Here is a 25,697-nt window from a genome sequence, read left to right as displayed (position 1 = left end):
TTTTTACAGTGCTGTGGAAATGCGCGTTGCTGCCAGGCCTTTCAGGCATAAAAATGAGATCTTGATCATTGATATAGCATTTTTGGCGGGTTTTAACTGCGCATTGCGCCATTTTCAGTTTTTCCTTAAAGAATTTAAGTTACGCAAATAAGTTTAATAATGGTAATGTTTTTTGCCGGGTGCTGTTATTTTATACGCAACGCTTACCGGCATTAAAAAACAACCTGGTAAATAAATTTTTCACAAAAAAACAGGTGCAAAAATCTGAAAAGGTTTCACTCTTTGCCGATATAACGTACTGTATCTGGGCTGTTCACCCCAGCACAACGTTGAAAAAAATTTATTTGGTTCGGTTTTTGCATTTTAGCTATTTTTAAGATCACAATATGCAGCCGTCGTCTGATAATAAGTCGGCAAATTATTAAGAAAAAATGATTTATCGTTTTTATGTTATTGCCTGTAAGGCACAGATTGTTAACAGCAGTAACCGGGTTCTACTAATAAAAAGAGGTACTCCATGAAAGAACGGCCGATTCTTTTTTCCGAACAGCGGGTTCGTGCCCTGTTGGTTGGCCAGCAAACGCAAACCCGGCGCATAATGAAAACACAGGCGTTTGGTCCAGGTCAGGACCATCATGAAGGGGTGCATGCTTTTGACGTGAGCGCAAACCATCTTCATGGCTATAAAATGATGTCAATGACTGACATCAGCTATCACTGCCCGTATGGGAAACCCGGCGATATCTTGTGGGTGAGAGAGACCTGGCGCGGACCGATAGTGCCTGAAAACGCCCTGGCCGATTACGAGCGTGATCCCACGCCGTTTCGCCTGCCTGAATTTTGCCAGTATCGTGCCGACAGCAATGAACTGGGCCATCACACCCTGAGCGATCCTGAAGCTGAGCAATTTGGCTGGCAAACGGCGATTCACATGCCGCGCTGGGCAAGTCGCATCAACCTTGAAATTACCGGTGTCCGTGCCGAGAAAATTCAGGATATCAGTGAAGATGACATCATGGCGGAGGGGGTGCAAACTGACTCGCACTTTCTCAATAACTTCTTCACCATGAATATGCACTCTGAATCCCCTAAAGAAGCGTATCGCAAAGCGTGGCAAAAACAGTACGGTGCCACGAGTTGGGAAGTGAATCCGTGGGTTTGGGTCATTGAATTTCAGCGTGTCGCGCGCGGTTGAGGCTTTAATCCTGCGCTTTGCGGGTTGAATCACAGACATTTTTTCGCCAACCAGGTTGAATAGATCTCTTGATACCTGCCGCTCACTAAGCTGCCAGCACGACGTTTCGCTGCTGGCATTTTTATATCTGCCGCGTCAGGATAGTGTCGTTGTCTGGTTCAGTGCGGGAACTGCAATGTTTAAATGGCCCTGGAAAGCAAATGCCGAAGTCGCCTTAGCCGAATTGCCCTGGCAGCAAGCTCTGGCACAACCGATTTTTACGCTGCTTACCCACGATGAACAACGCGCCCTCGCGTTGCTGGCCCAACGCTTTTTATTACAGAAGAAACTGGTGCCGCTGGGCGGTGTTCAGCTTGATGAACTGCGCAGCGCACGTATCGCCCTTTTGTTCTGCCTGCCCGTGCTGAAGCTGGGACTCGACTGGCTGGACGGTTTTCATGATGTCTTGATTTATCCCGAGCCCTTTTCGGTAGAGGATAACTGGCAGGATGAAGATGGCCTGGTGCATCATGCCGCTGCGATACATGCAGGCCAGAGCTGGACTCAGGGGCCGGTAGTGCTCAACTGGCTGGATATTCAGGACTCCTTTGATCTCTCTGGCTACAACCTGGTCATTCATGAAGTTGCACATAAACTGGATGCGCGCGGTAGCGGCTACACCAGTGGTATTCCTGTTATGTCGCTGCGCGACGTGGCGGTATGGGAACGCGATTTGCGTACGGCAATGGATGCGATCGAGAGTGAAGTACAACTGGTCGGTGAACAAGCGGCCAGCATTGATCCCTATGCCGCCAGCGATCCCGCCGAATGCTTTGCCGTGCTGTCAGAATACTTTTTTACAGCACCCGGTCTGCTCGCGGAACGTTTTCCGGCAATGTATCACCATTTGCGACACTTCTATCAGCAAGATCCTTTAGCCCGAATGATGGCAATCTCAGCGGAATTTGTTTAATTCGCGATCGCTTTGCGCTAAAGCTAGCCAGTTGAATGATAATGTATTTTTTGCTGTTGACACCCACATGCCACACCGCTAATATTCGCCTCGTTCCAACGATTCCTCTGTAGTTCAGTCGGTAGAACGGCGGACTGTTAATCCGTATGTCACTGGTTCGAGTCCAGTCAGAGGAGCCAAATTTAAAAAGGCAGACGTTTACAGCGTCTGCCTTTTTCCTTTCTGTTATCGCGTCTTCACGCATCTGGCTGCGTTCCAATACTAATTTTCTGTCGCTGTTTACCCGGTGCGCCTGAGATCCCCTTCTTCAGGGCGAGGCTATAAAGCGCACAGTGAAAAAAAGCGCGCATAAAATGGCGGGCCTTCAGAAGGTTAGCGGAGAAAAAATATCATTTCTCATGATAGCGATGAATCAACGGATAGAGCTCTAAACCATAACGTTGACTGACAGGGATCATAATTTCTTGCTCTCGCCCCGCGTCTGACTCGTCAGCTGCCGCGGCGGTAAGCCAGGCTTCAAACCAGGCTTTCAGTTTTTGCTTCATTTACTTTTCTCCTGCAAGGTTGTCTGGCTGAGTTAACCTGCTTTCAGCAACAGAAAGAACCAAAAAATTCTGCACTGCTATGCTAAAACATCACTAAGGGACTCACCCCTTATCGCTGCGACTGTCGAGTGCGTCGCGCAGACCATCGCCGATAAAGTTAAAGCAGGTCACCGCCAGCGTGATAGCGATACCCGGCACCAGTGCCAGCCAGGGCGCCCGCAGCAAATATTGTTGTGCCCCATTCAGCATATTGCCCCAGCTCGGTAACGGAGGCTGAATGCCGTAGCCGAGAAAGCTGATATAAGCTTCAAGCAGGATAGCGCGCGCAACCGTCAGCGTGGCAGCAACAATAACCGGCCCAACCACGTTAGGCAGCAGTTCACGGAACATAATCCAGCGTCCTGACAGCCCCAGCATTCTTGCTGCCAGAATGTATTCCCGTTCCCGCAACGAGCGCACTTCAGCTTCGACAATACGTGCCACCTCCATCCAGCTGGTCACCGCGATAATCACCGTGATCATCACCGGGCTGGGTTTGATAAATGCCGCCAGCGCCAGCAGCAGAAAAACGCTGGGAAAGGCGAGAAACGCATCAACGATGCGCATCAGCAATGCGCCCGTTCGCCCGCCGTAATACCCCGCGACAATACCCACAACCGTGCCAAGCATGATACTCAGCAGCATGGCGAAGAAGCCCACCAGCAGCGAAATACGTCCCGCCATTAACAGGCGTGCCAGCACGTCTCGTCCCAGCGGATCGGTTCCTAACCAGTGCCAGCCGGTTAACGGCGGGGCAAAACGCGCCCGCAGGTCAATGAACAGATCGTCAAACGGCAGCAACAATGGCCCGAAGGCGCAGGCAAGCGCCATCAGGATAATGACAATCAGGCTCGCGCAGGCCAGGCGATGACGCAGGAAACGTTGTAGCGTGCGGTTATGCCACCAGCGCGCCGTCGCCACCGGTGGCGTCAATACCGAAGAAGTCATACATTCCCCTTACGTTGGACGAATACGCGGATCAACAAGCGCAGTGATCACGTCAGCCAGCAAATTTCCCACCAGCACCAGCAGAGCGGAACACATCAGCAATCCCATCACCACCGGATAATCGCTGTAGCCCAGGCTATCGAGAAACAATCGCCCCATGCCCGGCCAGGTGAACACGGTTTCTGCCACTAACGCCCCGCCAAGCACCGTGGGGAGTTGCATACCCGCCAGGGTAATCATGGGTAAAAGCGCATTGCCAACCACATGCTTCATTAACACGCGACGCGGCGGAACGCCTTTTGCGCGAGCGGTTTTGACAAAATCCTGATGGATCACCTCCAGCGTGGCGGTACGCATGTAACGGCTCCAGATCGCCACGTCAACGAATGTCAGAACCAGCACCGGCAGGATCAAATGGCGCAACACATCCAGCACGGAGCCGTCGCCCACGGTATACATGTTGCCCGCTGGCAGCCATTGCAGCTTGAGCGAGAAAAAGTAAATGGCCACTAACCCAAACCAAAAAGTCGGAATCGACAGCGCAATCATGGATGAGATCGTTGAGACCTGATCAAACAGACTGTCTCGCCTGGTGGCACTTTTTATCCCGGCCCAGGCACCGATTGCTATTGATAACACCATCGAACTCACCATCAGCAACAGCGTGGCGGGCAGGTGCGAAAAAATGATGCTTAATACCGGCTGACCATCACGATAAGAACGCCCCCAGTCGCCACGCAGCAGATGACTTAGCCAGTCGAAATACTGCACCGGCAGTGGCCGGTTAAGCCCCATTTGTTCGGCTATACGCTGCATCGCTTCCTGCGTCATGCCGGGCGTTAAGGCAAATTGTGATAGCGGTCCGCCAGGGCCAGGTTCAGCGCAGTGAAACCAATTACCGACACCAGTAAAAGCAGAATGAGGCTTTGCCCCACACGCCGTAACAGAAAAGCTGCCATACGCATTTTCCTCTTTAGATCTTCTGCGGCCTGATACTTTCACCCCAGCCCTCTCTCACCGGGAGAAGGAGACGCCGCTTTATCCCTTCCAGTGCCAGCTGTCCACATTCCAGCTATCAATGCGCACATTGATATTTGGCGTGATGTTTTCAGCCCCCTGTTTATGGCCGCGCACATTGGCAAACGTGAATAATGTCAAAAACGGCATATCCTTTCGTACCAGTGCCTGAAGCTTCAGATAAACCGCTTTACGCGCTTCGGGTGAAAACAGCGTCGCGCCCTCATCCAGCAATTTATCCACCTCGGGATTTTTATACTGAAAGACGTTTTGCCCTGCTCCACCCTGAGCAGGAATGGCATCTGAGCGCATATAGTTGGCAGTATCCGGATCGGATCCGATAAGATAATTCAGGCCAACGATGGCGCTGTCATATTTCGACTGCATCCAAAAGTCTCCCCACATCACCGCGGGCGGCAGGTTTGCAATTTTCATCTCCACACCAATCTCCTGAAAACTCTGCTGCATAAACTGCTGCATCTGTTCACGCAGATGGTTGCCTGCGGTAGTGGAATTATTGAATGACAAACGCACACCATTTTTTTCCCGGATCCCACCCGCACCCGGCTTCCAGCCAGCGTCATCCAGCAATTGTCTGGCTTTATCGGGGTTGTATTCGTGCTTCGGCAGCGCAGGGTTAAAGTAGAAGGACTGCATCGGCATATAGGTTTCAGTGGCCTTCGGCAAACCGTAGTAGAGCGCATCGATAATGGTCTGCTTGTCGATAGCGTAATAGAGCGCCTCACGTACCGCCGGATCCTGGAACTGCGGCTTGCCGAGATTAAAGGCGAAATTTTCAATAATGGCGCTTTGAAACACATCCACCACTTTATTCGGCAGCTTTTTCGCCTCGTCATAGTGATCGGCTGTGATCCATTGCAGTCCCACCACGTCAATATCGCCGGATGCAAACTGGGTATACATCACGTTGAGATCGGGGATGTATTTGTAGATCACTCGTGCCAGCAGAGGCCCCTCAAGGAAATAGCTTTTATTCGCGACCAGCTCAATATGATCGCCCGCTACGCGCTGTTGCCATTTGAACGGCCCGGTGCCAATCGGTGCGGTATTGAACGGGGCGGTATTCTTGTCGGCAACGCCCTCAAATGCATGCTTCGGCACGATAAAGGTGGCGGCGAGAATAGAGGTATAAGGCGCAAACGGTTTTTCCATTCGCCAGGTGAGTTCCGTCGGCGAGACGACTTTCAGATCGCGGATTAATTCATGTCCGCTACGGCTCCAGCTGCGAAATTCTTTATCGACCAGCAACTCAAGCGTGAATTTAACATCCTCGGCAGTGAAGGGTTTGCCGTCGTGCCATTTGACGTTATCGCGCAGTTTGATGTGAAAATGCAGGCCGTCAGCGGAGATGCCTCCGTTCTTTGTCGTGGGAACCTCTCGCGCCAGCTTAGGAAAGAAATTGCCTTTTTCATCCACGCCGATCAGTTGGTCAAACAGGCTGAAGTGCAGGCCATCATCCACTTCGATGTGCGGCATCAGTGGATTAAATACGGTGGGCTCCTGCGAGAAGCCGATCACCATTTGTCCCCCTTTCCCCCGTCAGGCATGGCCGCATGCGCCATGCTGCCACTAAACAGTGAAGGCAGCGCCAGTGCCGCCGTGCCCGATGCTAAATAAACCAGTGCCTGTCGACGCGAAATTTTAGGCCCGTTATCCACAAACTTATCGCTCATTTTTTTCCTCAGGTCAGGGAACGCGACGCCGGACACAGCCGCCCGACAAATCAAAAGCCAGTCATAATTTCGATTTTTGAACCGTCACTAAAGCGTGAAAACCGAAACGCAGCAGGATCAACCACGGGGGACGGCCCAGCACCAAATCGGCCATCAAACGCCCCGCTGCCGGGCCGATACCGAATCCGTGTCCTGAAAATCCGGTTGCCATGAACATGCCCGGATAACGTTCAACCGGCGAAATCACCGGGATCGCGTCAGGTAACACATCAATACAGCCCGCCCAGCGTTGAGCAATTTTTAAATTAGCGAAGGCGGGAATTTGCTGACGCAACTGATCCAGCACTTTGTCCGTTAAGGTTTTGGAGGGCGGCAGATCGAGAACGCGACAATATTCAAACGGGCTGGGTTCATCCATTTCCCAGCGATCGGGAATACGCATTTCATCAAAGAAGCGACCGCCCAGCCGCAGCCGCAGTGATTCCCATTCATGGCGCAGCGCAGGCATGAAGTCGCGGGCAAAACGAAACGTTTTTGGGACAATATCAACCTCGCTTTCATGCCCGGATGCGATGGTATAACCGCCGTCCTGTCGTTTTCGCACCGCAAAATCACGCGCCCACAAGGCTGATTCTGGCCCACCGGCCAGCGGAGCGGTGCGTACCACGCTGTTAAGCACTTTGAGCTGCGGCAGGCGTAGATCATAGCGACCAGCCAGCAGGCTCGACCATGCGCCGCCCGCCAGAACAACCTGCTGACAGGCGATGTAACCGCGCTCGGTGAACACACCGCACACCCGTCCGGCGGCAGTATCAATCCCGCGCACGGCGCATTCCGTCAGAATTGATGCGCCATGCTTGCGGGCGGCTTCAGCAATCGCCGGTGCCGCTTTTTGCGGTTCGGCACGCCCATCGTCTGGCGTATACAGCGCACCAATTCCGGTTAATTGCTGCCCCGGAAACAGTTTTTCAAAGCCGTGACGGTCAACCATTTCGCCCTTAAATTCGGTTTCCTGCAGATGGCGCGTCCAACGCTGATGTTGCTGATAAGTCTGATCGTCGGCACAGTGAAACACGATACCGGCACGCTGATAGCCCGTATCGGCCCCGACGCGCTGGTTAAGGGTTTGCCAGATACGCAACGACTCAGCCATGAGTGGTACTTCACGCGGATCGCGACGAGAAATGCGTACCCATCCCCAGTTCCGGCTCGACTGCTCCTGACCAATGCCCCCTTTTTCACACAGCGCCACGCTCACGCCCTGCTCCGCTATTTCCAGCGCGGTTGAGCAGCCAATAATGCCGCCGCCAATCACCACCACATCGACTTTTTCCGGTAGTTCAATATCCCCATGAACGGGTACAACAAACGGACCTGGCATAATAAAACTCGCGGTTGCCCAATATTATTTCGCCTGGTTGTTCAGGCGACCCCTGAATAAAGACAAAAGCTGGCCTGCCACGCAGACATAACTCTCCGCACGGCTTACATAACGAAAACGATCAGCCTGTGGCTGCTTCGCCGGGTATCGCCGCGACTAACTGGGCGGTATAAGCGTGCTTTGGCTGCTGAAAAACGGCCTGCGGCGTGCCTTGCTCAACAATTTCGCCTTTGTACAGAACCGCAATCTCATCGCAGATTTGGCTGGCAACACGCAGGTCATGAGTGATAAAGATCATGGCGATCTGGGTTTTTTCCTGCACTTCTTTTAGCAGCGCCAGTACCTGTGCCTGGATCGACACGTCTAAGGCCGAGACAGATTCATCCGCGACCAGTAACAGGGGATCAAACATCAAAGCGCGTGCAATACCGATACGCTGGCGTTGACCGCCTGAAAATTCATGCGGATAACGTTCCCAGACGCCCGGTTCCAGCCCGACCAGCCGCAACAGCTGCTGCGCTTTGCGTTTTACTTCCGCCTGGCTCATGCCGCCCAGCGCCAGCGGCCCGGCAGAAAGGATCGTGCCGATGGTGTGGCGTGGATTAAGTGAGGCAAACGGATCCTGAAACACCATCTGTATCCAGCGACGCAGCGGGCGAAAGGCGTTTTCGTTCATCGGCAGAATGTCGCGACCATCAAATAACACCTCACCGCTGTCGGCGGGTAAAAGCTTGAGCAGGACGCGCCCGAGTGATGATTTTCCTGAGCCGGATTCCCCGACAATGCCGAGCGTTTCGCCTTTTCTCAGGCTAAAACTGACATTGTTCAGGGCCGTGACTTCCCGGCTGCGGCTAAACCACCCGCCGTCGCTACGATAGGTTTTAAACAGATTTTTTACTTGCAGCACCTGCGGTGCCTTATCGCGTCGCGCGCGGGCCTGCTTATGTAAGCGCGGGACGGCGGCGATCAGTTGGCGTGAATAGGGATGCTGCGGATGACGTAATACCTGCTGCGCCGGCCCCGATTCCACCATCCTGCCTTTTTCCATAACAATAACCTGGTCGGCAATCTCCTCAACAACACCAAAATCGTGGGTAATGAACATCACGCTCATCCCTTTGCGCTGTTGAAGCTCGCGAATTAATTTCAGGATTTGTGCCTGGGTCGTGACATCGAGCGCGGTAGTGGGTTCATCAGCAATCAGCACATCCGGATCGAGCGCCAGTGCCATAGCGATCATCACGCGCTGACGCTGACCGCCAGAGAGTCGAAACGGATATTGGTGCTGAATGCGCGCCGGCTCAGGCAAGCCAACTTCATGGAGTAGCGACAACACTTTTTGCCGCTGTGAAAGTGCATCGCCCACATTATGTGCCTGCATAACTTCCATAATCTGCGCGCCAATGGTCATCAGCGGGTTCAGGGCTGACAGCGGATCCTGAAAGATGATAGCAAGGGTGCGGCCCTGTAGCTGGCGCAGCGCATCTGGCGTTAGCGTTAGTAAATCTTTATCGCGTAATAAAATTTCACCGCTGGTAATGCGCAGCGCGCGAGGTAATAAGCCCATTGCCGCATGAGCCGTGACAGATTTACCCGAGCCAGATTCTCCAATAATGCAAAGAATCTCTCCTGCCGCGAGATCAAAACTGAGATTTTCAACGGCAAACTGGCGATCCATTCCCGCCGGTAAAGCCACTGACAGCTGGCGAACCCGTAATAACGGTGAATGTTCTTCGGCGCTTTTTTCCATACTGAGCTTTCTCCTGGCTAAATAACATTCTGGCAAACAGGAAACGCGATAAATAAACCATTACAGAGTGGAAACAGCATTCACGCTTAAGCGTTTGGGAGTGAATAAATTTAACTGAATGACGATGTCGGTTAAAAAATGACACAGATCAATTGGTGGGAAATAATAGTTTTTACTTATTTTAAATAAGTGTGCGGATATTCCTACCTCAGCCTTCCCCGGCAATGGAGGAAGACAGAGAGAGGAACAGGCAGCAAAGCACTAGCCGCCCTTTGCCACCAGCTTGCGATAATTATTCAGCCAGTTACCGCTGTTCAGCCGCCACCAGAAGAACAGGCCGCGCACTGCCCAGTCCAGGAACATACCAAGCCAGACACCAATGACGCCCATACCTAAGACGATGCCAAGCAGATAACCGGCCACGACGCGAGCGCACCACATGCTGAACATGGAGACATACATGGTATAACGCGCATCGCGCGCCCCTTTCAGCCCGGCAGGCAGCACCCAGGAGGCTGCCCAGATTGGCATAAACAGCGCATTCAGCCAGATAAGATGCTGCGTCACGGTAATCACTTCCGGATCGCGGGTATAAAAACGCGCCAGAATGCCTGCCAGCGGCACCGTCAATAGCGCCATTGCAGTGAGACAAATTGTTGATAACCAGAAAATATGTCGCACCTGGCGTTCAGCCTGAAAGACCTGATTTTTACCCAGGCGCGTGCCGGTAATGATGGTCGATGCTGATCCCAGGGCGTTACCAGGCAGGTTAATCAACGAGGCGATAGAAAAAGCGATAAAGTTACCGGCAATTTCACTGGTGCCCATGCCTGCGACAAAGACCTGTGTCAGTAATTTACCGCCGTTAAACAATACGGATTCAATACTGGCGGGCACGCCGATGCTCAGCACCTCCAGTAAAATATTACTGTTCCAGCGTCGAAAGTAGCTCTTAAGGGTGATTTTCAGCGCAGCGTTAAAGCCAATCATCAGTACATAAATAACCGCAATCGCGCCAATGTAGCGGGTAATCGTCAGGCCCAGTCCGGCCCCGATAAACCCCAGCCCTTCCCGGGAGAAACAGCCGTAAATCAGCACGCTACTGATAACAATGTTGAGGATGTTCATTCCACCATTGATCAGCATCGGGATCTTGGTGTTGCCTGCGCCGCGCAGTGCGCCGCTGCCGATAAGGGTAATCGCCGCAGCCGGATAGCTCCACGCCGAGGTTTGCAGATAACTCAGCGCCAGTTCCTTCACTTTGGGTTCAGCCGCACCGGCGATCGCATCAATAATCAGATGGCCCCAGAATTCAATCGCAATCACCAGCGCAAACGACAACAGCGTCATCATGGCTAATGATTGCCGGGTCGCCGCACGGGCGCGTTTGCCGTTGCGTTTTGCCAGACTAAAAGCCACGACCACCGTGGTGCCGAGATCGATGGCGGCAAAAAATGAGATGATCACCATGTTAAAGCTGTCAGCCAGACCAACACCTGCCATTGCCTCTTTGCCGAGCCAACTGACCAGGAAGGTGCTCAGTACACCCATCAACAACACGCAGAGGTTTTCGATAAAAATGGGGACCGCTAATGGCGAGATTTCACGCCAATACAGCGTGCGATAAGCACGGCGTTTGGGATACCACGCCGTGCGCTTGATCGCCTGCATCACTGCTACGCCGGGATTTTGCAAGGGATTACCAAATCAGAATAGATTGGACAGGAGTTCTAATGATGATAGGGGGCGAGGATTTATGCAAAGTGTTTCCTCGCACTGTTTAATCATTATTACAAACTTTTTGCAGCGCCTGCGGCAGATTCAGCTCCGCCCCCAGATAGGCGCTGCGTACCTCTTCATTATTCAGCAATTCTGCCCCGCTACCGCTTAAGCGGATCTCGCCGTTGACCATGACATAGCCACGATCGGCTAACTTCAGCGCATGGCGCGCATTCTGCTCGACCAGAAACAGCGTCATCCCCTGAGCGGTTAACTCGCGCAAAATAGTGAAGATTTGCTTAACCACGATCGGTGCCAGACCGAGGCTGGGTTCATCCAGTAACAGCAGACTCGGGCGGCTCATAAGTGCACGCGCAATCGCCAGCATCTGCTGTTCGCCACCGGAAAGCGTCATGGCGCGCTGTTTTCGCCGTTCAAGCAGGCGGGGAAACAACGCGTACATGCGGTCTAAATCCTCTTTTTGAAAGCGATTACCAATAGCAATCGTGCCCATTTGCAGATTCTCCTCCACCGTCATATCGGCAAAAATGCGCCGTCCTTCCGGGGCCTGAGCAATACCGCTTGCCGCAATGAAATGGGTTGATTTATGGCTAATCGACTCGCCCCTGAAACGGATCTCGCCACTGGCGATGCGTGGCTGGCCAAAAATTGACATCAGCAGTGTCGATTTACCCGCACCGTTAGCGCCTATCAGTGCCACGGTTTCCCCCTCTGCCACCGTCAGCGATACGCCTTTCAGCGCCTGAAGCGGGCCATAAAACACATCTACTGCCTCAAATTCTAACAACCCGCTCATATCACTCCTCCTCATCCTCTGCGCCAAGGTAGGCGGCAATCACGCGCGCATCGTGCCGGATTTGCTGTGGCGTGCCTTGTGCAATGACATCACCGTGATCGAGCACCACAATATGATCAGAAATGCTCATCACCATCGGCATGTCATGTTCAATCAGCAATACGCTGATACGGTGATCGGCGCGAAGACGGTGAAGAATGGCGCTCAGGGCATCGGTTTCAACCGGATTCAGCCCCGCGGCTGGCTCATCCAGACAGATCAGTTCGGGTTGGGTACACATGGCGCGCGCGATCTCCAGCCGCCGCTGCTGTCCATAAGAAAGCGTGCCCGCCAGTCGGTTCGCTGCGGCAACCAAATCGACAGTTTCCAGCCAGTAGAAAGCCCGGTCGAGCGCGCGGTTTTCAGCGGCGCGATAGCTGCGGGTATTGAACACGCCCGCCAGCAGGTTACGGTTCACCCGCATATGCTGTGCCACCAGCAGGTTCTCAATCACCGACATTTCACGAAACAGGCGAATGTTTTGAAAGGTGCGTGCCAGTCCGGCGCGATTCACTAAATGCGCACCGCCAAACATTTTGTACCAGACACGTGCACCGAGCTGCGCAGGTTTAATCCAGTCGCTGGGATGAATTTTCTCGCCCAGTACCTGAATGACATCGGTTGAACGCTGGTTGGCATTAAGCTGAATGCGCCCGCCGCTGGCACGATAAAAACCGGTCAGACAGTTAAACACGGTGGTTTTGCCTGCGCCGTTCGGGCCAATCAGCGAGGTGACCGATCCGCGCTCGACATTCAGGCTGACATTATTCAACGCCTTGATGCCGCCGAAGCGCATCATCAAATTTTCCACCTGCAATATCGCATCACTCATGACGAACTCCTTTGCGCAGCGGCACGCCCACGCGGCTGGTGCGGACCAGCCCGCGAGGACGCCAGATCATCATCAGCACCATCAGCATGCCAAACAACAGCACGCGATATTCAGCAAAGCTGCGCAATAATTCTGGCGCAACGGTGAGCACAAACGCAGCCAGTACCACGCCTAACGTTGAGCCCATGCCGCCCAGCACGACAATCGCCAGGATCAGCGCGGATTCAAAGAAGGTGAACGACGTGGGATTGACGAAGCCCTGATAGCTGGCGAAAAACACCCCGGCAATGCCTGCGGTTGAGGCACCTAACATAAAGGCCGACAGCTTAACCAGTACGTGATTAAGCCCCATGGCGCGGCAGGCAATTTCATCTTCACGCAGAGCTTCCCAGGCGCGCCCGATCGGCATGCGCGTCAGGCGATATTTAATAAACAGCACCAGCATCACCACCAACACTAAAACGGTATAGATAAAGATGAACTTCATGTTGGGGTTATAGCTGAGATTGAAAAACTCATGGAACGGCACGCCGCCTTCACGCGCGCGCCGACCAAACTCCAGTCCAAGGAAAGTCGGAGACGGCACCGACACGCCATTCGGGCCACCGGTAAAATCGAGCCAGTTATTTAAAACCAGCCGAATAATTTCACCAAAGCCGAGCGTGACAATCGCCAGATAATCTCCGTGCATACGCAGCACCGGAAAACCCAGCAACGCCCCGGCAACCGCCGCCATCAGCGCCGCCAGCGGCAACATGCTCCAGAAGCCCAGGCCAAGATACTGATAACCCAGCGCCAGTCCGTAAGCCCCAATGGCGTAAAACGCCACATAACCGAGATCGAGCAGCCCGGCGAGGCCCACCACAATATTCAGCCCCAGCCCCAGCAGCACATAAATCAGGCCGAGGATCGCCACTGTCAGCAGGTATTTACTCGAGAGCAGCGGAAAGATAAACGCTGCCACCAGCAGCAGGGGCAGGATCCAGCGCAGCCGTGAACGATACCCCGGCTCGCGCACGTAGACACCGTCGTCTGCACCGGCAAGGTTACGCAGCAGAGTTTTGCCCTGTGTTGTTTGTAAAAACAGACTGAACAGCAAGCGCCCCGCCATGACCACCGCAACCAGTAGCGCAACGCGCATCGGCTCAAGCTGGAACTGATACCCCTCTAACACCACGCCAACAACAGGCCCAAACACCACCAACGCGATCAACCCAGCCAGCACCGTTTCTTGCAGCGACTGGCGCAGGCTTATTCCCTGAATGGCTTCACTCATGCTTGCGTCCTCACACTTTCGCGACCAGCGGTCGACCCAGCAAACCCTGCGGGCGAAAAATCAAAATCACCACCAGCAAAGCAAAAGAAAATACGTCTTTGTAGTCAGAGTTCACCTGTCCGGCGAACTGCGCTTCCGCCACGCCCAGCAGCAATCCGCCGAGCATCGCGCCCGGCAGGGAACCTATGCCGCCCAGCACGGCGGCAGTAAAGGCTTTAATGCCAATGATGAATCCGGCGTAGAAATCAAACGTGCCGTAGTTCATCGTCACCAGCACCCCGGCTAAGCCCGCCATTGCCGCGCCAATCACGAACACCAGTGAAATCACCCGATCGGTATTGATGCCCAAAATGGCCGCCATCCGTCGGTCCTGCTGCACAGCCCGGCAGATGCGCCCCAGCCGTGTGTACTGGATAATCCAGGTCAGCAGCGCCATGCCGCACGCCGCCGCAATCAGAATAAAGATTTTGGTCCAGGTGATCTGTACTGCCCCGCCATCAAACTCCATGCGTAACACGCCGGTTAACAGCGTCGGTACGCCTTGCTGGTTCGGTCCCTGACTGAGCTGAACGTAATTTTGCAGGATGAGCGACATGCCAATTGCCGAGATCAAGGGTGCCAGCCGGGTAGAGTTACGCAGCGGACGATAGGCGATGCGCTCGATCGTCCAGCCGTAGACCGCCGTGACGACAATCGTGAACAGCAGCGTACCAAAAATCAGCAGCGGGAAAGAGTGGATCCCAAAGAAGGAGAGCAGCGCCAGTCCAATAGCGCAGAGATAAGCAGACAGCATATAGACCTCGCCGTGGGCGAAGTTAATCATGCCGATAATGCCGTAAACCATGGTATAGCCAATGGCAATCAGGCCGTAAACCGCACCCAGCGTCAGGCCATTAACCAGTTGCTGTAAAAAAATGCATCCATAGCGAAATCTCACCGCAAAGGGCCTCGATACAGGCTCAGGAAAAATCGCCTCGCCAGCTAACGAGGCACGATTTTATTACCCTGCATAATTCACGTCACAGACGGGCGGCAAGTGCGCTCATCACCGGCAGTTGGCTGAAGTCAGTGACCGGTGTGAGCAGCGCAGCCAACGCCCCTGCGGCGTGAAGCATGACGGATAATTTAAAGTTGGTGATATTTGCCTTCGGCGTCCCACTGATAGATCACGTAGTCTGAGACTTTCAGATCGCCTTTGCTGTCCCAGGCTTTTTTGCCCATGACGGTATCGACGTTGTGCATTTTCAGCCAGTCGCTGGCTTTTTCGTTATCTTTACCCACGGCTTTGTAGGCGGCTGCCAGCGTCTGAACAGACGCATAGGCGTAGAGCGTATAGCCTTCAGGCTCAAAGCCTCCGGCACGGAATTTTTCAATTACCGCTTTACCGGCTGGAATTTGACGGGGATCGCTACCAAAGGTCATGTAAACCCCTTTGGTGTATTGTGGCCCACCTGCGGCTGTGACCATCTCTTCGGTGACAATACAGTCGCCAGAGAAAAAGTCAGCCTTCACACCCTGCTCGCGCATCTGGCGTACCAGCGGCCCGGCTTCGGGATGGCAGCCACCAAAATAGACCACGTCAGGGCTGATCTGAGCAATCTTCGTTACCAGCGCATTAAAGTCTTTCTCACCGCGCGATAAGCCCTCATAGAGTGACTCTTTCACACCGCGTTTTTCCAGTGCTGCTTTGGTCGCATCGGCCAGGCCCTGGCCGTAGGTATCTTTGTCGTGGATCACCACCACTTTCTTTGCTTTAAGCGTATCGATCATGTAATTGGCGGCAATCACACCTTGCTGATCGTCACGACCACACATACGGAACATCGCTTCCATACCGCGCTCGGTAATTTGTGGGTTGGTCGAGCCTGGCGTAATGGCTAACACGCCAGCTTCGTCATAAACCTCCGACGCGGGCATGGTTGAAGAGGAGCAGAAGTGCCCTACCACCGCCATCACTTTATCCTGATCGACCAGTCGGTTAGCCACAGAAACAGCCTGTTTAGGTTCGCAGGCGTCATCGCCCTGTACCAGAACAATCTTTTCGCCGTTGATGCCGCCTGCGGCGTTGATATCCTCGGCAGCTTGCGTCGCGCCCTTCCAGTATTGCGCGCCATAGGTAGCATTGGGGCCGGAGAACGGCCCTGCCACGCCAATTTTAATATCGGCCTGTGCATAAAACGCGGTGGTTAAACACCCTGCAATCACGACTTTCATAGGTAACTTGATCAATTTCACAGACATGCTGTCATCCTCAACACGGTTAAGAGCGAATGCCAAACAGGAAGAAATCAATTTCTGAATACACTTATCGGAGAGCACTTTGAGAACAGTCAGCGACCAGGACGGCCACGGTTAATGGGTAAGCAATAATCTCGCCATAATGCAGAGTTGATGGCGACATTTTTTGCTGAAGGGTGAATGCGGCGCTGTGGAGCGCACTGCGCCTTCACTGATTATTAACGATACAGTGCTTTGGCTAACTCACCAGCACCAGGTTGGTGCAAAATGCGGTTGATCACAGATTATTAACCTGACGTGACGTTAAACCCGCTAAGCTTGGAAAAATTGCCGTAAAAAACCAAGGAGAACCTATGCCAATACAACGGACAGCATTAACCAGCCAACAGGCGCTGGATGCGTTAGAGCAGCAGTATGATGATGCGGTTAATGCTCTGCGCACGGCCATTAAAGCCTATACGGAAAACGGGGAATTACCTGATTACACGGCCCGTGCGCAGGGCTTGTTTGTTTATCCGGAGTTACGCATTACCTGGCGCGGCGAAGGCCCGCAGCAAAACCGCACCCGCGCCTGGGGACGCTTTACCCATACTGGCACTTACAGCACGTCTGTTACCCGTCCGGCGCTATTACGCCATTACATTGCCGAGCAGCTGGCGATGCTGGAAAAAGAGTATGACGTTGAGATTGAGGTTGGGCCGTCGAGTCAGGAAATCCCGTATCCTTACGTGATTGATGGCTCTGATTTGTCGCTGGATCGCACCATGAGCGCAGGCATTGCGCGTCACTTTCCCACGACCGAACTGTCGCAAATTGGTGATGAAACCGCGGATGGCTTGTTCCATGCCGATGCGCTGTTCCCGCTTTCGCATTTTGATGCGCTGCGCACCGATTTTTCGCTCGCTCGTTTACGCCATTACACCGGGACCAGAGTCGATCACTTTCAGCCGTTTGTGTTGTTCACCAACTACACCCGCTACGTCGATGAGTTTGTCCGCTGGGCAATTGAGCAGGTTCAGGATCCTGATACGCCCTACGACAGTCTGGTCTGTGCGGGTGACGTTGTGATCACAGCGGATACGGCTGACGGCGACGCGATGTTGTCGGATCTGGCCTGGAAGAAGCATCAAATGCCCGCCTGGCATTTGACCTCGCCTTCACGTCGCGGCATTACCTTGATTAATATTGGTGTGGGGCCGTCAAATGCCAAAACCATCTGCGATCATCTGGCCGTACTGCGTCCTCATGCCTGGCTGATGATTGGTCACTGTGGTGGTTTACGTGAAAGCCAGCGCATAGGCGATTATGTCCTGGCCCACGCTTATCTGCGTGACGACCACGTGCTTGACAGTGTGTTGCCGCCAGATATTCCGATCCCCAGCATTGCTGAAGTGCAGCGTGCACTGTATGACGCCACCAAAATTATCAGCAATATGCCGGGAGAAGAGGTGAAAGAACGGCTGCGCACCGGCACGGTCGTTACCACAGACGATCGCAACTGGGAGCTACGTTATTCAGCTTCAGCCCTGCGCTTTAACCTGAGCCGGGCCGTCGCCGTGGATATGGAAAGCGCCACCATCGCCGCTCAGGGCTACCGCTTTCGCGTACCTTACGGCACCCTGCTCTGCGTTTCTGACAAACCGCTGCACGGTGAGATCAAGCTGCCCGGACAGGCAAACCGCTTTTATGACGGCGCGATTTCTGAGCATTTGCAGATAGGGATCCATGCCGTTGAGCTGCTGCGCGCAGAGGGGGATAAGCTGCATTCACGTAAGTTGCGTACGTTTAACGAACCCCCGTTCAGGTAAGGGCGATCGGAAACGCAGCGGCGTTTCATCGCGCCAACTGGCGCGGGTTTCGTTCGCTGCGCGAACGGGTGCTGATTTCGTTCGCTGCGCGAACCGGCACGGAGAAGGTTTCGTTCGCTGCGCGAACCGGGCCCGGAGAAGGTTTCGTTCGCTGCGCGAACCGGGCGTTGAGAAGGTTTCGTTCGCCCGGCAGCCGGGCAGTTTCATTTTCCCCGCTGCAGGCGACCGACAAGGGTTGCTGAGCGGCAACCCTTGACCCGCGCTTCCGGCCTGCCCGCCCGCCGCTGCGCGGTCCCTTCGCTCTTTCTGGATTTCTGACGGAACGGCTGAATTCACCCTCCGTGGTTCATTCCAGCCTCTTCGCGGCATCCATGCCGCTCGTCCTGAAATCCCTCATCCGCTCAGCGTGCAGGAAGGCCTCTGACAAACCCCCGCTGCACCCGCAGCTTCCGTTCTTTACAGACTTCATGGCGGTGAGTTTTTGAGTTTAGAGTTTTGCGTTTCAAAACCTCAGACAACACGAATCTGTTTTAATAAATAAAAGGATTACAGGCGGGGGTTGGTGGAGGCATCCGGCGCGCTGAGGAAAGAGCGCAGGCCAGGATGAGCCGACAGGACGTCGGCGAGAGGCCGGAACGCGCCAGGGACTGGCAAGTCCGGGCGGTCCGTCAGGCCGCAGCGAGAGACGAAGGTACAGCAGAGGCTGCCGGGCGCGGGGATTGTCAAGGGGCCGCGACGCCCCCTTGACACGTCCGCCTGCACGGAGGTGCTGAAACTGCCCCACGCCTGGCGGGCGGAACCTGCACGGAGCGTGTTTACCCGCACGGCGGGCGGAACCTGCCCAGAGTGTGTTTACCCGCACGGCGGGTTTCGTTCGCTGCGCGAACAGGAAGGCCTCTGACAAACCCCCGCTGCACCCGCAGCTTCCGTTCTTTACAGACTTCATGGCGGTGAGTTTTTGAGTTTAGAGTTTTGCGTTTTAAAACCTCAGACAACACGAATCTGTTTTAATAAATAAAAGGATTACAGGCGGGGGTTGGTGGAGGCATCCGGCGCGCTGAGGAAAGAGCGCAGGCCAGGATGAGCCGACAGGACGTCGGCGAGAGGCCGGAACGCGCCAGGGACTGGCAAGTCCGGGCGGTCCGTCAGGCCGCAGCGAGAGACGAAGGTACAGCAGAGGCTGCCGGGCGCGGGGATTGTCAAGGGGCCGCGACGCCCCCTTGACACGTCCGCCTGCACGGAGGTGCTGAAACTGCCCCACGCCTGGCGGGCGGAACCTGCACGGAGCGTGTTTACCCGCACAGAGTGTGTTTACCCGCACGGCGGGCGGAACCCGCACGGAGCGTGTTTACCCGCACGGCGGGCGGAACCCGCACAAAGTTTGTTTACCCGCACGGCGTGCTAACGCCTGCGGCCGGGCCGCAAACCTCACCGGGCCGCAAACTTATGCGCTCAGCCAGCCCAACTTAATCACAAACAGCACTGACAGCACGACCAGCGCGACGTTAACCTCTTTCTTGCGGCCGCTCAGCAACTTCACCACCGTCCAGGTAATAAAACCGAAGGCGATACCGTTGGCGATGGAATAGGTCAGTGGCATGGTCAACGCGGTCACCGTCACGGGTGCTGCGGTAGTCACGTCTCTCCAGTCAATTTCCGCCAGGCCGGAAGCCATCAGTACGGCGACAAACAGCAGCGCAGGTGCGGTGGCAAATACCGGCACGCTGGAAGCCAGCGGAGAGAAAAACAGGCTAAGCAGGAACAAAATCGCAACCACAATGGCGGTCAAACCGGTACGGCCACCAGCACTGACGCCTGCCGCAGATTCCACATAACTGGTGGTGGTTGAAGTACCCAACAGTGAACCAAACAGCGCAGCGGCACTGTCAGCGATAAGCGCACGACCCATCTTCGGCACGTTGCCCTGTTCATCCGCTAAACCGGCGCGTTTGGTTACGCCTAATAACGTACCGGTGTTATCGAACACATCCACAAACAGGAATGCGAAAATCACGCTGATCAGTCCAACGTTAAAGGCACCCGCAATATCCAACTGCATAAAAGTCGGCGCGATTGAAGGGGGGCAGAAAACACGCCCGCAAACGGCGACAGACCAATGGCCATAGAGATAAACGTGATGATCAAAATGCCAATCAGCACCGCGCCGGTTACGCGACGCGCTTCCAGCACCACGATAATAATAAAGCCCAGCATCGCCAGTAACGGACCCGGTTTAGTCAGATCGCCAATGCCAACCAGCGTCGCCGGGTTATCAACCACGATGCCTGCGCCTTCGAGCGCAATCAGGGCTAAAAACAAACCGATGCCAGCCGCAATACCGGCGCGAAGCGGCAGGGGAATACTGGCAATAATCCATTCACGGATTTTGAAGATTGATAAGGCGAAGAAAATCACCGCAGATAAAAATACCGCGCCCAACGCGATCTGCCAGCTGTAGCCCATATGCAGAACAACGGTATAGGTGAAAAAGGCGTTTAATCCCATGCCCGGTGCCAGTGCAATAGGATAGTTTGCGATCAGCCCCATCAGCAATGAGCCAATCGCGGCTGCCAGACAGGTCGCAACAAACACCGATCCTTTATCCATGCCGGTCGCGCTGAGAATGCTGGGGTTAACAAACAGAATGTAAGCCATCGCGAGGAATGTGGTAATTCCGGCAATGATTTCGGTACGGACCGTTGTGTTATGCGCTTTGAGTTTGAAGAATTTATCTAACATCATCATCTCTCGTTAGAGGAGACGCCACTTTTGTGGAGGCTCCCTTGCCAGTGTGGTTTGCATGCGTGTGGTTTTTATTAAAGAAGGCGCTGACGGTTGCATGCTCATCCGTATCGCTTACCGCCTGAATAAAAGGTGGCTTCCCCTGCTCACATAGCAATTGCTATGCCATAAATTGCGCCACGTATCTGGCGTTGCGCAACAAAACCTAAGACTATTCCTAACCAAAACAGGGCGTGATTATGGTGCAACGCACTGTTAGCGCGCAATCGTTTTCCTGAAAACGTTTTCAGTCGGGATAAATTTCTGCGCTACCGCACGCTTCAGCAATCTCTCAGGCGATATGGGTCACGTTTCAGCCGCCTGAATCGGCAGCCTTTTACGCCGTGTGTACACTCCTGTTTTAACCCTTTCGTAACATTGAGGCCGCGCAATGAAGCCAGCGATTTTGGTGGTGGATGATGATCGTGACGTCTGCGACGTGTTGCAGGACGTACTCAGTGAACATCTGTTTGACGTTTACCGCTGTCATCAGGAAAAGAGACGCTCGCGCTGCTGATGCAGCATCCAGAAATATCGCTGGTGATGCTCGATATGATGTTACCCGACACTAACGGGCTGCTGGTGTTACAACAGTTACAGCGCCAGCGGCCCGATGTGCTGGTGATTATGCTGACAGGCATGGGATCGGAAGCGGAAATGGTGGTCGGGCTGGAGATGGGCGCGGACGACTACATCGCCAAGCCATTTAACCCTCGCGTGGTGGTGGCCCGCGCAAAAGCTGCGCTACGTCGTGGTGGGCGGATCGCGCCGTGCGACGCAGGGCAAGGCTGGCGTTTTAATGGCTGGCAACTGGATGAAGCACGCTGCCAGTTACTCAATCCGCAGCGTGAAGCCGTACCGCTTACGCAGGGCGAATATAGCTTACTGCGTGCGCTGGTTCGTCATGCGCGCAAAGTGCTGACGCGCGATCAGCTACTGGAATTAACCCACAGCGAAAGCCTCGACGTCTTTGATCGCACCATAGATGTGCTGATCATGCGTTTGCGGCGCAAAATTGAAACCAATCCCCATCAGCCCAACCTGATTCGTACTATTCGCGGCCTCGGCTATGTCTTTTCAGCCGACGTGGTGAAACCTGAAGCTCTGGCACTTTCAACGCAAATTGCCTGATCCATCCACCGCAGCATCTCATCCAGCGGGCGAATGCCGTCAATGGCATTCGCTGCATGCAAATTAAAGCAGGCGCAGGTATGCGCCAACCGCAGCGTTTCCGGCATAGCGAAGCCCTGATGTGTGGCGTACAGCGCGCCTGCACAAAAAGCATCGCCCGCGCCGACGCTTCCGACAATCTCTTCCGGGCGCAGTTGCCAGGCAGCCTGCCACACGCCTTCGCCCCCGACATCCTGGCCCCATGCGCCCTCAGGCGCATGGATGATAATACGCTGGCGTATCCCCTGCTCAGCCAGCCAGCGTGCCGCCTCGGCAAACGCAGCAGGAGGCTGGATGCCAGCGGCGTCGCGTAACAGGATCCCGGTTAACGCTTCCGCTTCCAGCTCGTTAATCACCAGATAGTCAAGCCAGCGCAGCGACGGCAATATTAGCGGTCGGTAATCCCCGCGCGGGAAACCAGATCCAGCGAAGTAAAATAGCCACGCTGCTGCATCATCGCCAGCAAACGCGCGCTGCGCGTTCCAAACAGGTCATCCGGGCGATCAAGCGATTCCAGCAGCAACAAATAGCCGAGATGAAAAATACGTTGTGGGCCATCCAGCGTCGCGAAGTGTTCAAGATCCAGAAAGCGATTCGCGCCAGGGGCAAAGAAGAAAGTGCGCTGGCCATCCGGGGCTGTCATTACCTGGCTGGTTGAGGTCGTTATCGCGGCGGTGCGCTGCACGGCACGATGATCGATATGCGCTTGATCCATAACGTGCAGCAAATAATCACCCTCAGCGTCTTCGCCAATCAGACCCACTGCCGCCAGCGGCAGCGGGCACTGCATGCGCGATAAGGTCATCAAGACATTAAGCGGCCCGCCGCCTGCCGCTTTTTCACTGTGGCTGACTTCCGCCAGCCAGCCTTGCTGCGGCCAGTGATTGATGCAGTGAACATAATCCACCAGCATGATACCTGCCGCCACGATGCCGTTGCGCTCCGCCATATCAGGCTTTCCCGACGCTGCCAAAAATTTGCATCTGCTGCACCACAACCTCAGTAATGGCAGTTTCTACGGCCATCAACATCTCAGCAAACTCGTCATAACGGCTGTTGCGTGATGTCATACAGCGATCAATCGCGCCCAGCGCCGCCTGTGACATGCCGGTATAAAAATTAATTTTATGGATACCCAGTTCAATGGCGCGACGGAAATCGGCGTCGCTGATACCTGAACCGCCATGCAATACCAGCGGTATGCCCGCGTGCTGACGAATAGCCGCTAACCGCGCAAAGTCGAGTTTAGGTTCACCTTTGTATTTTCCGTGTGCATTACCAATCGCCACCGCTAAGGTATCAATGCCGGTTTCACGTACAAATTCGGCAGCCAGGGCGGGATCGGTGAATTTCGCGCTGTCTGCTTCGCCAAACAGCGCCCCGCCTTCATCGCCACCCACCGCGCCGAGTTCCGCTTCCACCGATACCCCCACCGCATGGGCAATCTTTACCACTTCACGTGTCTGGCGCAGATTCTCTTCATAACTCAGCGTTGAACCGTCGAACATGACCGAAGTAAAGCCGAGGCGGATCGCCTGCATCACCGCCTCAAAATGCAGGCCGTGATCGAGATTCAGCACCACCGGAATATCGTGCTTAGCCGCCTCAAAGCGCACCGCTTCCACCAGATGATCCAGCGTGATGTATTTAAAATGCACCTCAGCGATGTTAATGATAAAGGGTGAACGCTGCTGCTCTGCCGCCCTGAACAGGGCGCGTAAAAAGTGGGTGTCGATAACGTTGAACGCACCAAGCGCGTAACCCTGTTGTTGCGCGTGGGCCAGCCCCTGCGCTAAAGAGATCAGTGCCATTGTTTACTCCTTCAGGCCAGCCAGCGGTCATATTCGTTACACAGAAGCCAACGGGGATCTTCATCCTCGTCGAGGGGGTTAAAGCGGTCGAGCGGTGTGAGAAATACGTTGTCATTATCATCATCGTTGGGCATTGAGACCTCGCCGACCAGAACGTCACCAAAGCCCTCTTCGCCCCAAAAGCTGTGCCAGATGCCCGGCAACAGGGTGACGCTTTCTCCTGCTGACAAACGTAGCTGCGACCCGGCGGCATGCGTCTGGCTAATACCATCAAGCGTGACGTTAACCGGGGTATTAGCGAGACCGGCGCCGTCGCGATTATGCAGTGTGATGATCAAATTTCCGCCGCCGCGATTAATAATGTCTTCCATCTTTAGCGGGTGATAATGCATCGGCGTCACCTGCCCTTCGCGCACATGCATAATTTTTTTCGGCGTAGGGCTTGTGCCAGGGTTTGCCGCCAGGCGAGCCGTTACGCAGAGTAAACAGCGTCAGGCCGGTTTGCTGAAAGTCGGCCGCGCCAAAACTGGTCACATCCCAGCCGAGACGCAGTGCCAGCAGCTCAGCAGCGGCGGTGCGATCCAGACTTTGCCACTGGCTGAGACCGTAATCGGCCCAGGGCGGCAAATGGACGTCTTGCCGCATAAAGAATTCGCGCGTTAATTGCAGAATGGCATTCACTTCGGAGCGTTGCATTGTCGATCCTCCGATACTGGCGGCATCTGGCGATGCCGCAATGGGGTTATTTCACCGTCCAGCCTTTGTAGCTGCCGATGTTATTACGATCGATCATGCTCACCGGGATCAGCACCGGTTTATCCGGGGCAGCTTTGCCCTGCAAAATGTCATAACCAATCTCAACCGCTCTGGAGGCCATCACCTGTGGATCCTGTGCTGGCGTGGCGACAAACAGCGAGTTTTTACGCTTCAGTGCTTCTTCACCGTCGGGCGAACCGTCCACGCCAACAATAAAGAATTCACTGCGTTGTGCCTGTTTTGCTGCCAGATCGGCACCAATAGCAGTTGGATCGTTGATGGCAAACACCGCATCAATTTTTGGATTAGCCGATAACAAACCGGTCATTACCTCCAGCCCGCCTTCACGGCTGCCTTTTGCGTTCTGGTTGTAGGAGAGCAGTTTGATGTCAGGGTGGCGTTTCAGCTCAGTCATACAGCCTTCTACACGGTTTTGTACCGCCGAAACCGGTGGCCCGTTGATGATCACCACGTTGCCTTTGGCCTTCAGACGATCAGAGATATATTTACAGGCCATTTCTCCCGCCTGGGTGTTATCGGAGGTGATAGTGGCGTTGGCACCGTCTGCCGCCACGTCGACAGCCACCACCACAATTCCGGCGTCACGTGCGCGTTTCACCGCAGGCGCAATGCCTTTTGAATCAGCCGCATTCAGAATAATCATGTCCACTTTGGCTGCGATAAAGTTATCGATTTGACCAACCTGCTGGCCCAGATCGTAGCCACTGGACACCAGCGTGACGTTGACCTTGTCACCCGCCAGTTCGCGCGCTTTCATCTCCGCGCCTTTGGTGATCTGCACAAAGAATGGGTTCGCGAGATCGCCCACCGTCACGCCGATGGATTTAAGCTCTTTTGCCTGGACGACGCCGGTGCTCAACAGCGTTGCCGCCAGCAGCCCGGTAACAATCGGATTAAAACGCATAGAT

General features: G+C 54.4%; 18 protein-coding genes, 1 tRNA gene and 4 pseudogenes. 5 read left to right on the top strand and 18 right to left on the bottom strand.

What is annotated here, in order from left to right; genetic code table 11:
• Window positions 1-517: 517 nt before the first annotated feature.
• The 3 genes from O3W44_RS01900 to O3W44_RS01890 all read left to right on the top strand — a co-directional run bounded on the left by O3W44_RS01900 (window position 518) and on the right by O3W44_RS01890 (window position 2,326).
• Complete coding sequence (locus O3W44_RS01900) at window positions 518-1,195, top strand: hypothetical protein (protein WP_269291772.1); 678 nt, start codon at window positions 518-520, stop codon at window positions 1,193-1,195.
• A gap of 175 nt (window positions 1,196-1,370) precedes the next feature.
• Complete coding sequence (gene mtfA / locus O3W44_RS01895) at window positions 1,371-2,147, top strand: DgsA anti-repressor MtfA (RefSeq protein ID WP_269291770.1); 777 nt, start codon at window positions 1,371-1,373, stop codon at window positions 2,145-2,147.
• A gap of 103 nt (window positions 2,148-2,250) precedes the next feature.
• Window positions 2,251-2,326, top strand: a tRNA-Asn gene (locus O3W44_RS01890).
• Between the two features lie 210 nt (window positions 2,327-2,536).
• On the opposite strand, the gene O3W44_RS01885 is transcribed toward O3W44_RS01890, so the two are convergent.
• From O3W44_RS01885 to O3W44_RS01825, 13 genes are all read right to left on the bottom strand, one after another.
• Window positions 2,537-2,692, bottom strand: a complete 156-nt coding sequence (locus O3W44_RS01885; protein WP_269291769.1) for a hypothetical protein — start codon at window positions 2,690-2,692, stop codon at window positions 2,537-2,539.
• Between the two features lie 102 nt (window positions 2,693-2,794).
• Window positions 2,795-3,679: an ABC transporter permease gene (locus tag O3W44_RS01880; protein WP_269291768.1), complete on the bottom strand. Its 885-nt coding sequence runs from the start codon at window positions 3,677-3,679 to the stop codon at window positions 2,795-2,797.
• Between the two features lie 9 nt (window positions 3,680-3,688).
• The gene (locus O3W44_RS01875; RefSeq protein ID WP_269291767.1) at window positions 3,689-4,495 is read right to left on the bottom strand and encodes an ABC transporter permease; all 807 of its coding nucleotides are present in this window, start codon (window positions 4,493-4,495) and stop codon (window positions 3,689-3,691) included.
• A 222-nt stretch (window positions 4,496-4,717) separates the two neighbouring features.
• A complete protein-coding gene (locus O3W44_RS01870; protein WP_269291766.1) occupies window positions 4,718-6,238 on the bottom strand; it encodes a peptide ABC transporter substrate-binding protein in 1,521 nt (506 codons plus the stop codon).
• On the bottom strand, window positions 6,232-6,390 hold the full coding sequence (locus tag O3W44_RS01865) for a twin-arginine translocation signal domain-containing protein (RefSeq protein WP_269291765.1): 159 nt from the start codon (window positions 6,388-6,390) through the stop codon (window positions 6,232-6,234). The genes O3W44_RS01870 and O3W44_RS01865 overlap by 7 nt, the downstream gene beginning before the upstream one ends.
• Before the next feature lie 61 nt (window positions 6,391-6,451).
• Window positions 6,452-7,771 carry an NAD(P)/FAD-dependent oxidoreductase gene (locus O3W44_RS01860; protein WP_269291764.1) on the bottom strand — a complete coding sequence of 440 codons (1,320 nt, stop codon included), beginning with the start codon at window positions 7,769-7,771 and terminating at the stop codon, window positions 6,452-6,454.
• A 121-nt stretch (window positions 7,772-7,892) separates the two neighbouring features.
• Window positions 7,893-9,521 carry an ABC transporter ATP-binding protein gene (locus tag O3W44_RS01855; RefSeq protein ID WP_269291763.1) on the bottom strand — a complete coding sequence of 543 codons (1,629 nt, stop codon included), beginning with the start codon at window positions 9,519-9,521 and terminating at the stop codon, window positions 7,893-7,895.
• A 261-nt stretch (window positions 9,522-9,782) separates the two neighbouring features.
• Window positions 9,783-11,192, bottom strand: coding sequence for an EmmdR/YeeO family multidrug/toxin efflux MATE transporter (locus O3W44_RS01850; protein ID WP_269294342.1), 1,410 nt, complete (start codon window positions 11,190-11,192; stop codon window positions 9,783-9,785).
• A 109-nt stretch (window positions 11,193-11,301) separates the two neighbouring features.
• The gene (locus O3W44_RS01845) at window positions 11,302-12,057 is read right to left on the bottom strand and encodes an ABC transporter ATP-binding protein (protein WP_269291762.1); all 756 of its coding nucleotides are present in this window, start codon (window positions 12,055-12,057) and stop codon (window positions 11,302-11,304) included.
• 1 nt (window position 12,058) lies between these two features.
• Window positions 12,059-12,928: an ABC transporter ATP-binding protein gene (locus tag O3W44_RS01840; RefSeq protein WP_269291761.1), complete on the bottom strand. Its 870-nt coding sequence runs from the start codon at window positions 12,926-12,928 to the stop codon at window positions 12,059-12,061.
• Window positions 12,921-14,204 (bottom strand): high-affinity branched-chain amino acid ABC transporter permease LivM, encoded by a 1,284-nt coding sequence (gene livM, locus O3W44_RS01835; protein WP_269291760.1) that lies wholly within the window; start codon window positions 14,202-14,204, stop codon window positions 12,921-12,923. The genes O3W44_RS01840 and livM overlap by 8 nt, the downstream gene beginning before the upstream one ends.
• Window positions 14,205-14,214: 10 nt before the next feature.
• Window positions 14,215-15,120 (bottom strand): ABC transporter permease subunit, encoded by a 906-nt coding sequence (locus O3W44_RS01830; RefSeq protein WP_269294341.1) that lies wholly within the window; start codon window positions 15,118-15,120, stop codon window positions 14,215-14,217.
• A 209-nt stretch (window positions 15,121-15,329) separates the two neighbouring features.
• Complete coding sequence (locus O3W44_RS01825; protein WP_269291759.1) at window positions 15,330-16,445, bottom strand: branched-chain amino acid ABC transporter substrate-binding protein; 1,116 nt, start codon at window positions 16,443-16,445, stop codon at window positions 15,330-15,332.
• A 350-nt stretch (window positions 16,446-16,795) separates the two neighbouring features.
• Between O3W44_RS01825 and O3W44_RS01820 the strand changes: the two genes are divergently transcribed.
• Complete coding sequence (locus O3W44_RS01820; protein ID WP_269291758.1) at window positions 16,796-18,250, top strand: AMP nucleosidase; 1,455 nt, start codon at window positions 16,796-16,798, stop codon at window positions 18,248-18,250.
• Window positions 18,251-19,694: 1,444 nt separating this feature from the next.
• Here O3W44_RS01820 and O3W44_RS01815 read toward each other — a convergent pair.
• Window positions 19,695-20,905, bottom strand: a pseudogene (locus tag O3W44_RS01815) (NCS2 family permease).
• Window positions 20,906-21,422: 517 nt separating this feature from the next.
• Here O3W44_RS01815 and O3W44_RS01810 point away from each other — a divergent pair.
• Window positions 21,423-22,162, top strand: a pseudogene (locus O3W44_RS01810) (response regulator).
• Here O3W44_RS01810 and O3W44_RS01805 read toward each other — a convergent pair.
• The 4 genes and pseudogenes from O3W44_RS01805 to O3W44_RS01790 form a co-directional block, all read right to left on the bottom strand.
• A pseudogene (locus O3W44_RS01805) lies at window positions 22,099-23,150 on the bottom strand (carbohydrate kinase family protein). The pseudogenes O3W44_RS01810 and O3W44_RS01805 overlap by 64 nt on opposite strands.
• A gap of 1 nt (window position 23,151) precedes the next feature.
• Entirely contained in the window at window positions 23,152-24,012 is an 861-nt protein-coding gene (locus tag O3W44_RS01800; protein WP_269291757.1) for a ketose 1,6-bisphosphate aldolase, read from the bottom strand.
• 11 nt (window positions 24,013-24,023) lie between these two features.
• A pseudogene (locus O3W44_RS01795) lies at window positions 24,024-24,708 on the bottom strand (D-lyxose/D-mannose isomerase).
• 46 nt (window positions 24,709-24,754) lie between these two features.
• Window positions 24,755-25,693 carry an ABC transporter substrate-binding protein gene (locus O3W44_RS01790; protein ID WP_269291756.1) on the bottom strand — a complete coding sequence of 313 codons (939 nt, stop codon included), beginning with the start codon at window positions 25,691-25,693 and terminating at the stop codon, window positions 24,755-24,757.
• Window positions 25,694-25,697: the final 4 nt, after the last annotated feature.

The sequence above is a fragment of the Pantoea sp. LMR881 genome (genome assembly GCF_027157825.1).
GTDB lineage: Bacteria > Pseudomonadota > Gammaproteobacteria > Enterobacterales > Enterobacteriaceae > Pantoea > Pantoea haifensis.
The sequence above is the reverse complement of the archived record's forward strand: the minus strand, read 5'-3'. Positions and strand labels throughout refer to the sequence as shown.

Bases quoted from the DNA above. Each gene is read 5' to 3' on its own strand.
- O3W44_RS01800 (WP_269291757.1), bottom strand. From the start codon at position 24,012: ATGGCACTGATCTCTTTAGCGCAGGGGCTGGCCCACGCGCAACAACAG.
- O3W44_RS01855 (WP_269291763.1), bottom strand. From the start codon at position 9,521: ATGGAAAAAAGCGCCGAAGAACATTCACCGTTATTACGGGTTCGCCAG.
- O3W44_RS01820 (WP_269291758.1), top strand. From the start codon at position 16,796: ATGCCAATACAACGGACAGCATTAACCAGCCAACAGGCGCTGGATGCG.
- O3W44_RS01880 (WP_269291768.1), bottom strand. From the start codon at position 3,679: ATGACTTCTTCGGTATTGACGCCACCGGTGGCGACGGCGCGCTGGTGG.
- O3W44_RS01850 (WP_269294342.1), bottom strand. From the start codon at position 11,192: ATGCAGGCGATCAAGCGCACGGCGTGGTATCCCAAACGCCGTGCTTAT.
- livM (WP_269291760.1), bottom strand. From the start codon at position 14,204: ATGAGTGAAGCCATTCAGGGAATAAGCCTGCGCCAGTCGCTGCAAGAA.
- O3W44_RS01875 (WP_269291767.1), bottom strand. From the start codon at position 4,495: ATGCAGCGTATAGCCGAACAAATGGGGCTTAACCGGCCACTGCCGGTG.
- O3W44_RS01840 (WP_269291761.1), bottom strand. From the start codon at position 12,928: ATGAGTGATGCGATATTGCAGGTGGAAAATTTGATGATGCGCTTCGGC.
- O3W44_RS01845 (WP_269291762.1), bottom strand. From the start codon at position 12,057: ATGAGCGGGTTGTTAGAATTTGAGGCAGTAGATGTGTTTTATGGCCCG.
- O3W44_RS01790 (WP_269291756.1), bottom strand. From the start codon at position 25,693: ATGCGTTTTAATCCGATTGTTACCGGGCTGCTGGCGGCAACGCTGTTG.
- O3W44_RS01885 (WP_269291769.1), bottom strand. From the start codon at position 2,692: ATGAAGCAAAAACTGAAAGCCTGGTTTGAAGCCTGGCTTACCGCCGCG.
- O3W44_RS01870 (WP_269291766.1), bottom strand. From the start codon at position 6,238: ATGGTGATCGGCTTCTCGCAGGAGCCCACCGTATTTAATCCACTGATG.
- O3W44_RS01825 (WP_269291759.1), bottom strand. From the start codon at position 16,445: ATGTCTGTGAAATTGATCAAGTTACCTATGAAAGTCGTGATTGCAGGG.
- O3W44_RS01900 (WP_269291772.1), top strand. From the start codon at position 518: ATGAAAGAACGGCCGATTCTTTTTTCCGAACAGCGGGTTCGTGCCCTG.
- O3W44_RS01860 (WP_269291764.1), bottom strand. From the start codon at position 7,771: ATGCCAGGTCCGTTTGTTGTACCCGTTCATGGGGATATTGAACTACCG.
- O3W44_RS01865 (WP_269291765.1), bottom strand. From the start codon at position 6,390: ATGAGCGATAAGTTTGTGGATAACGGGCCTAAAATTTCGCGTCGACAG.
- mtfA (WP_269291770.1), top strand. From the start codon at position 1,371: ATGTTTAAATGGCCCTGGAAAGCAAATGCCGAAGTCGCCTTAGCCGAA.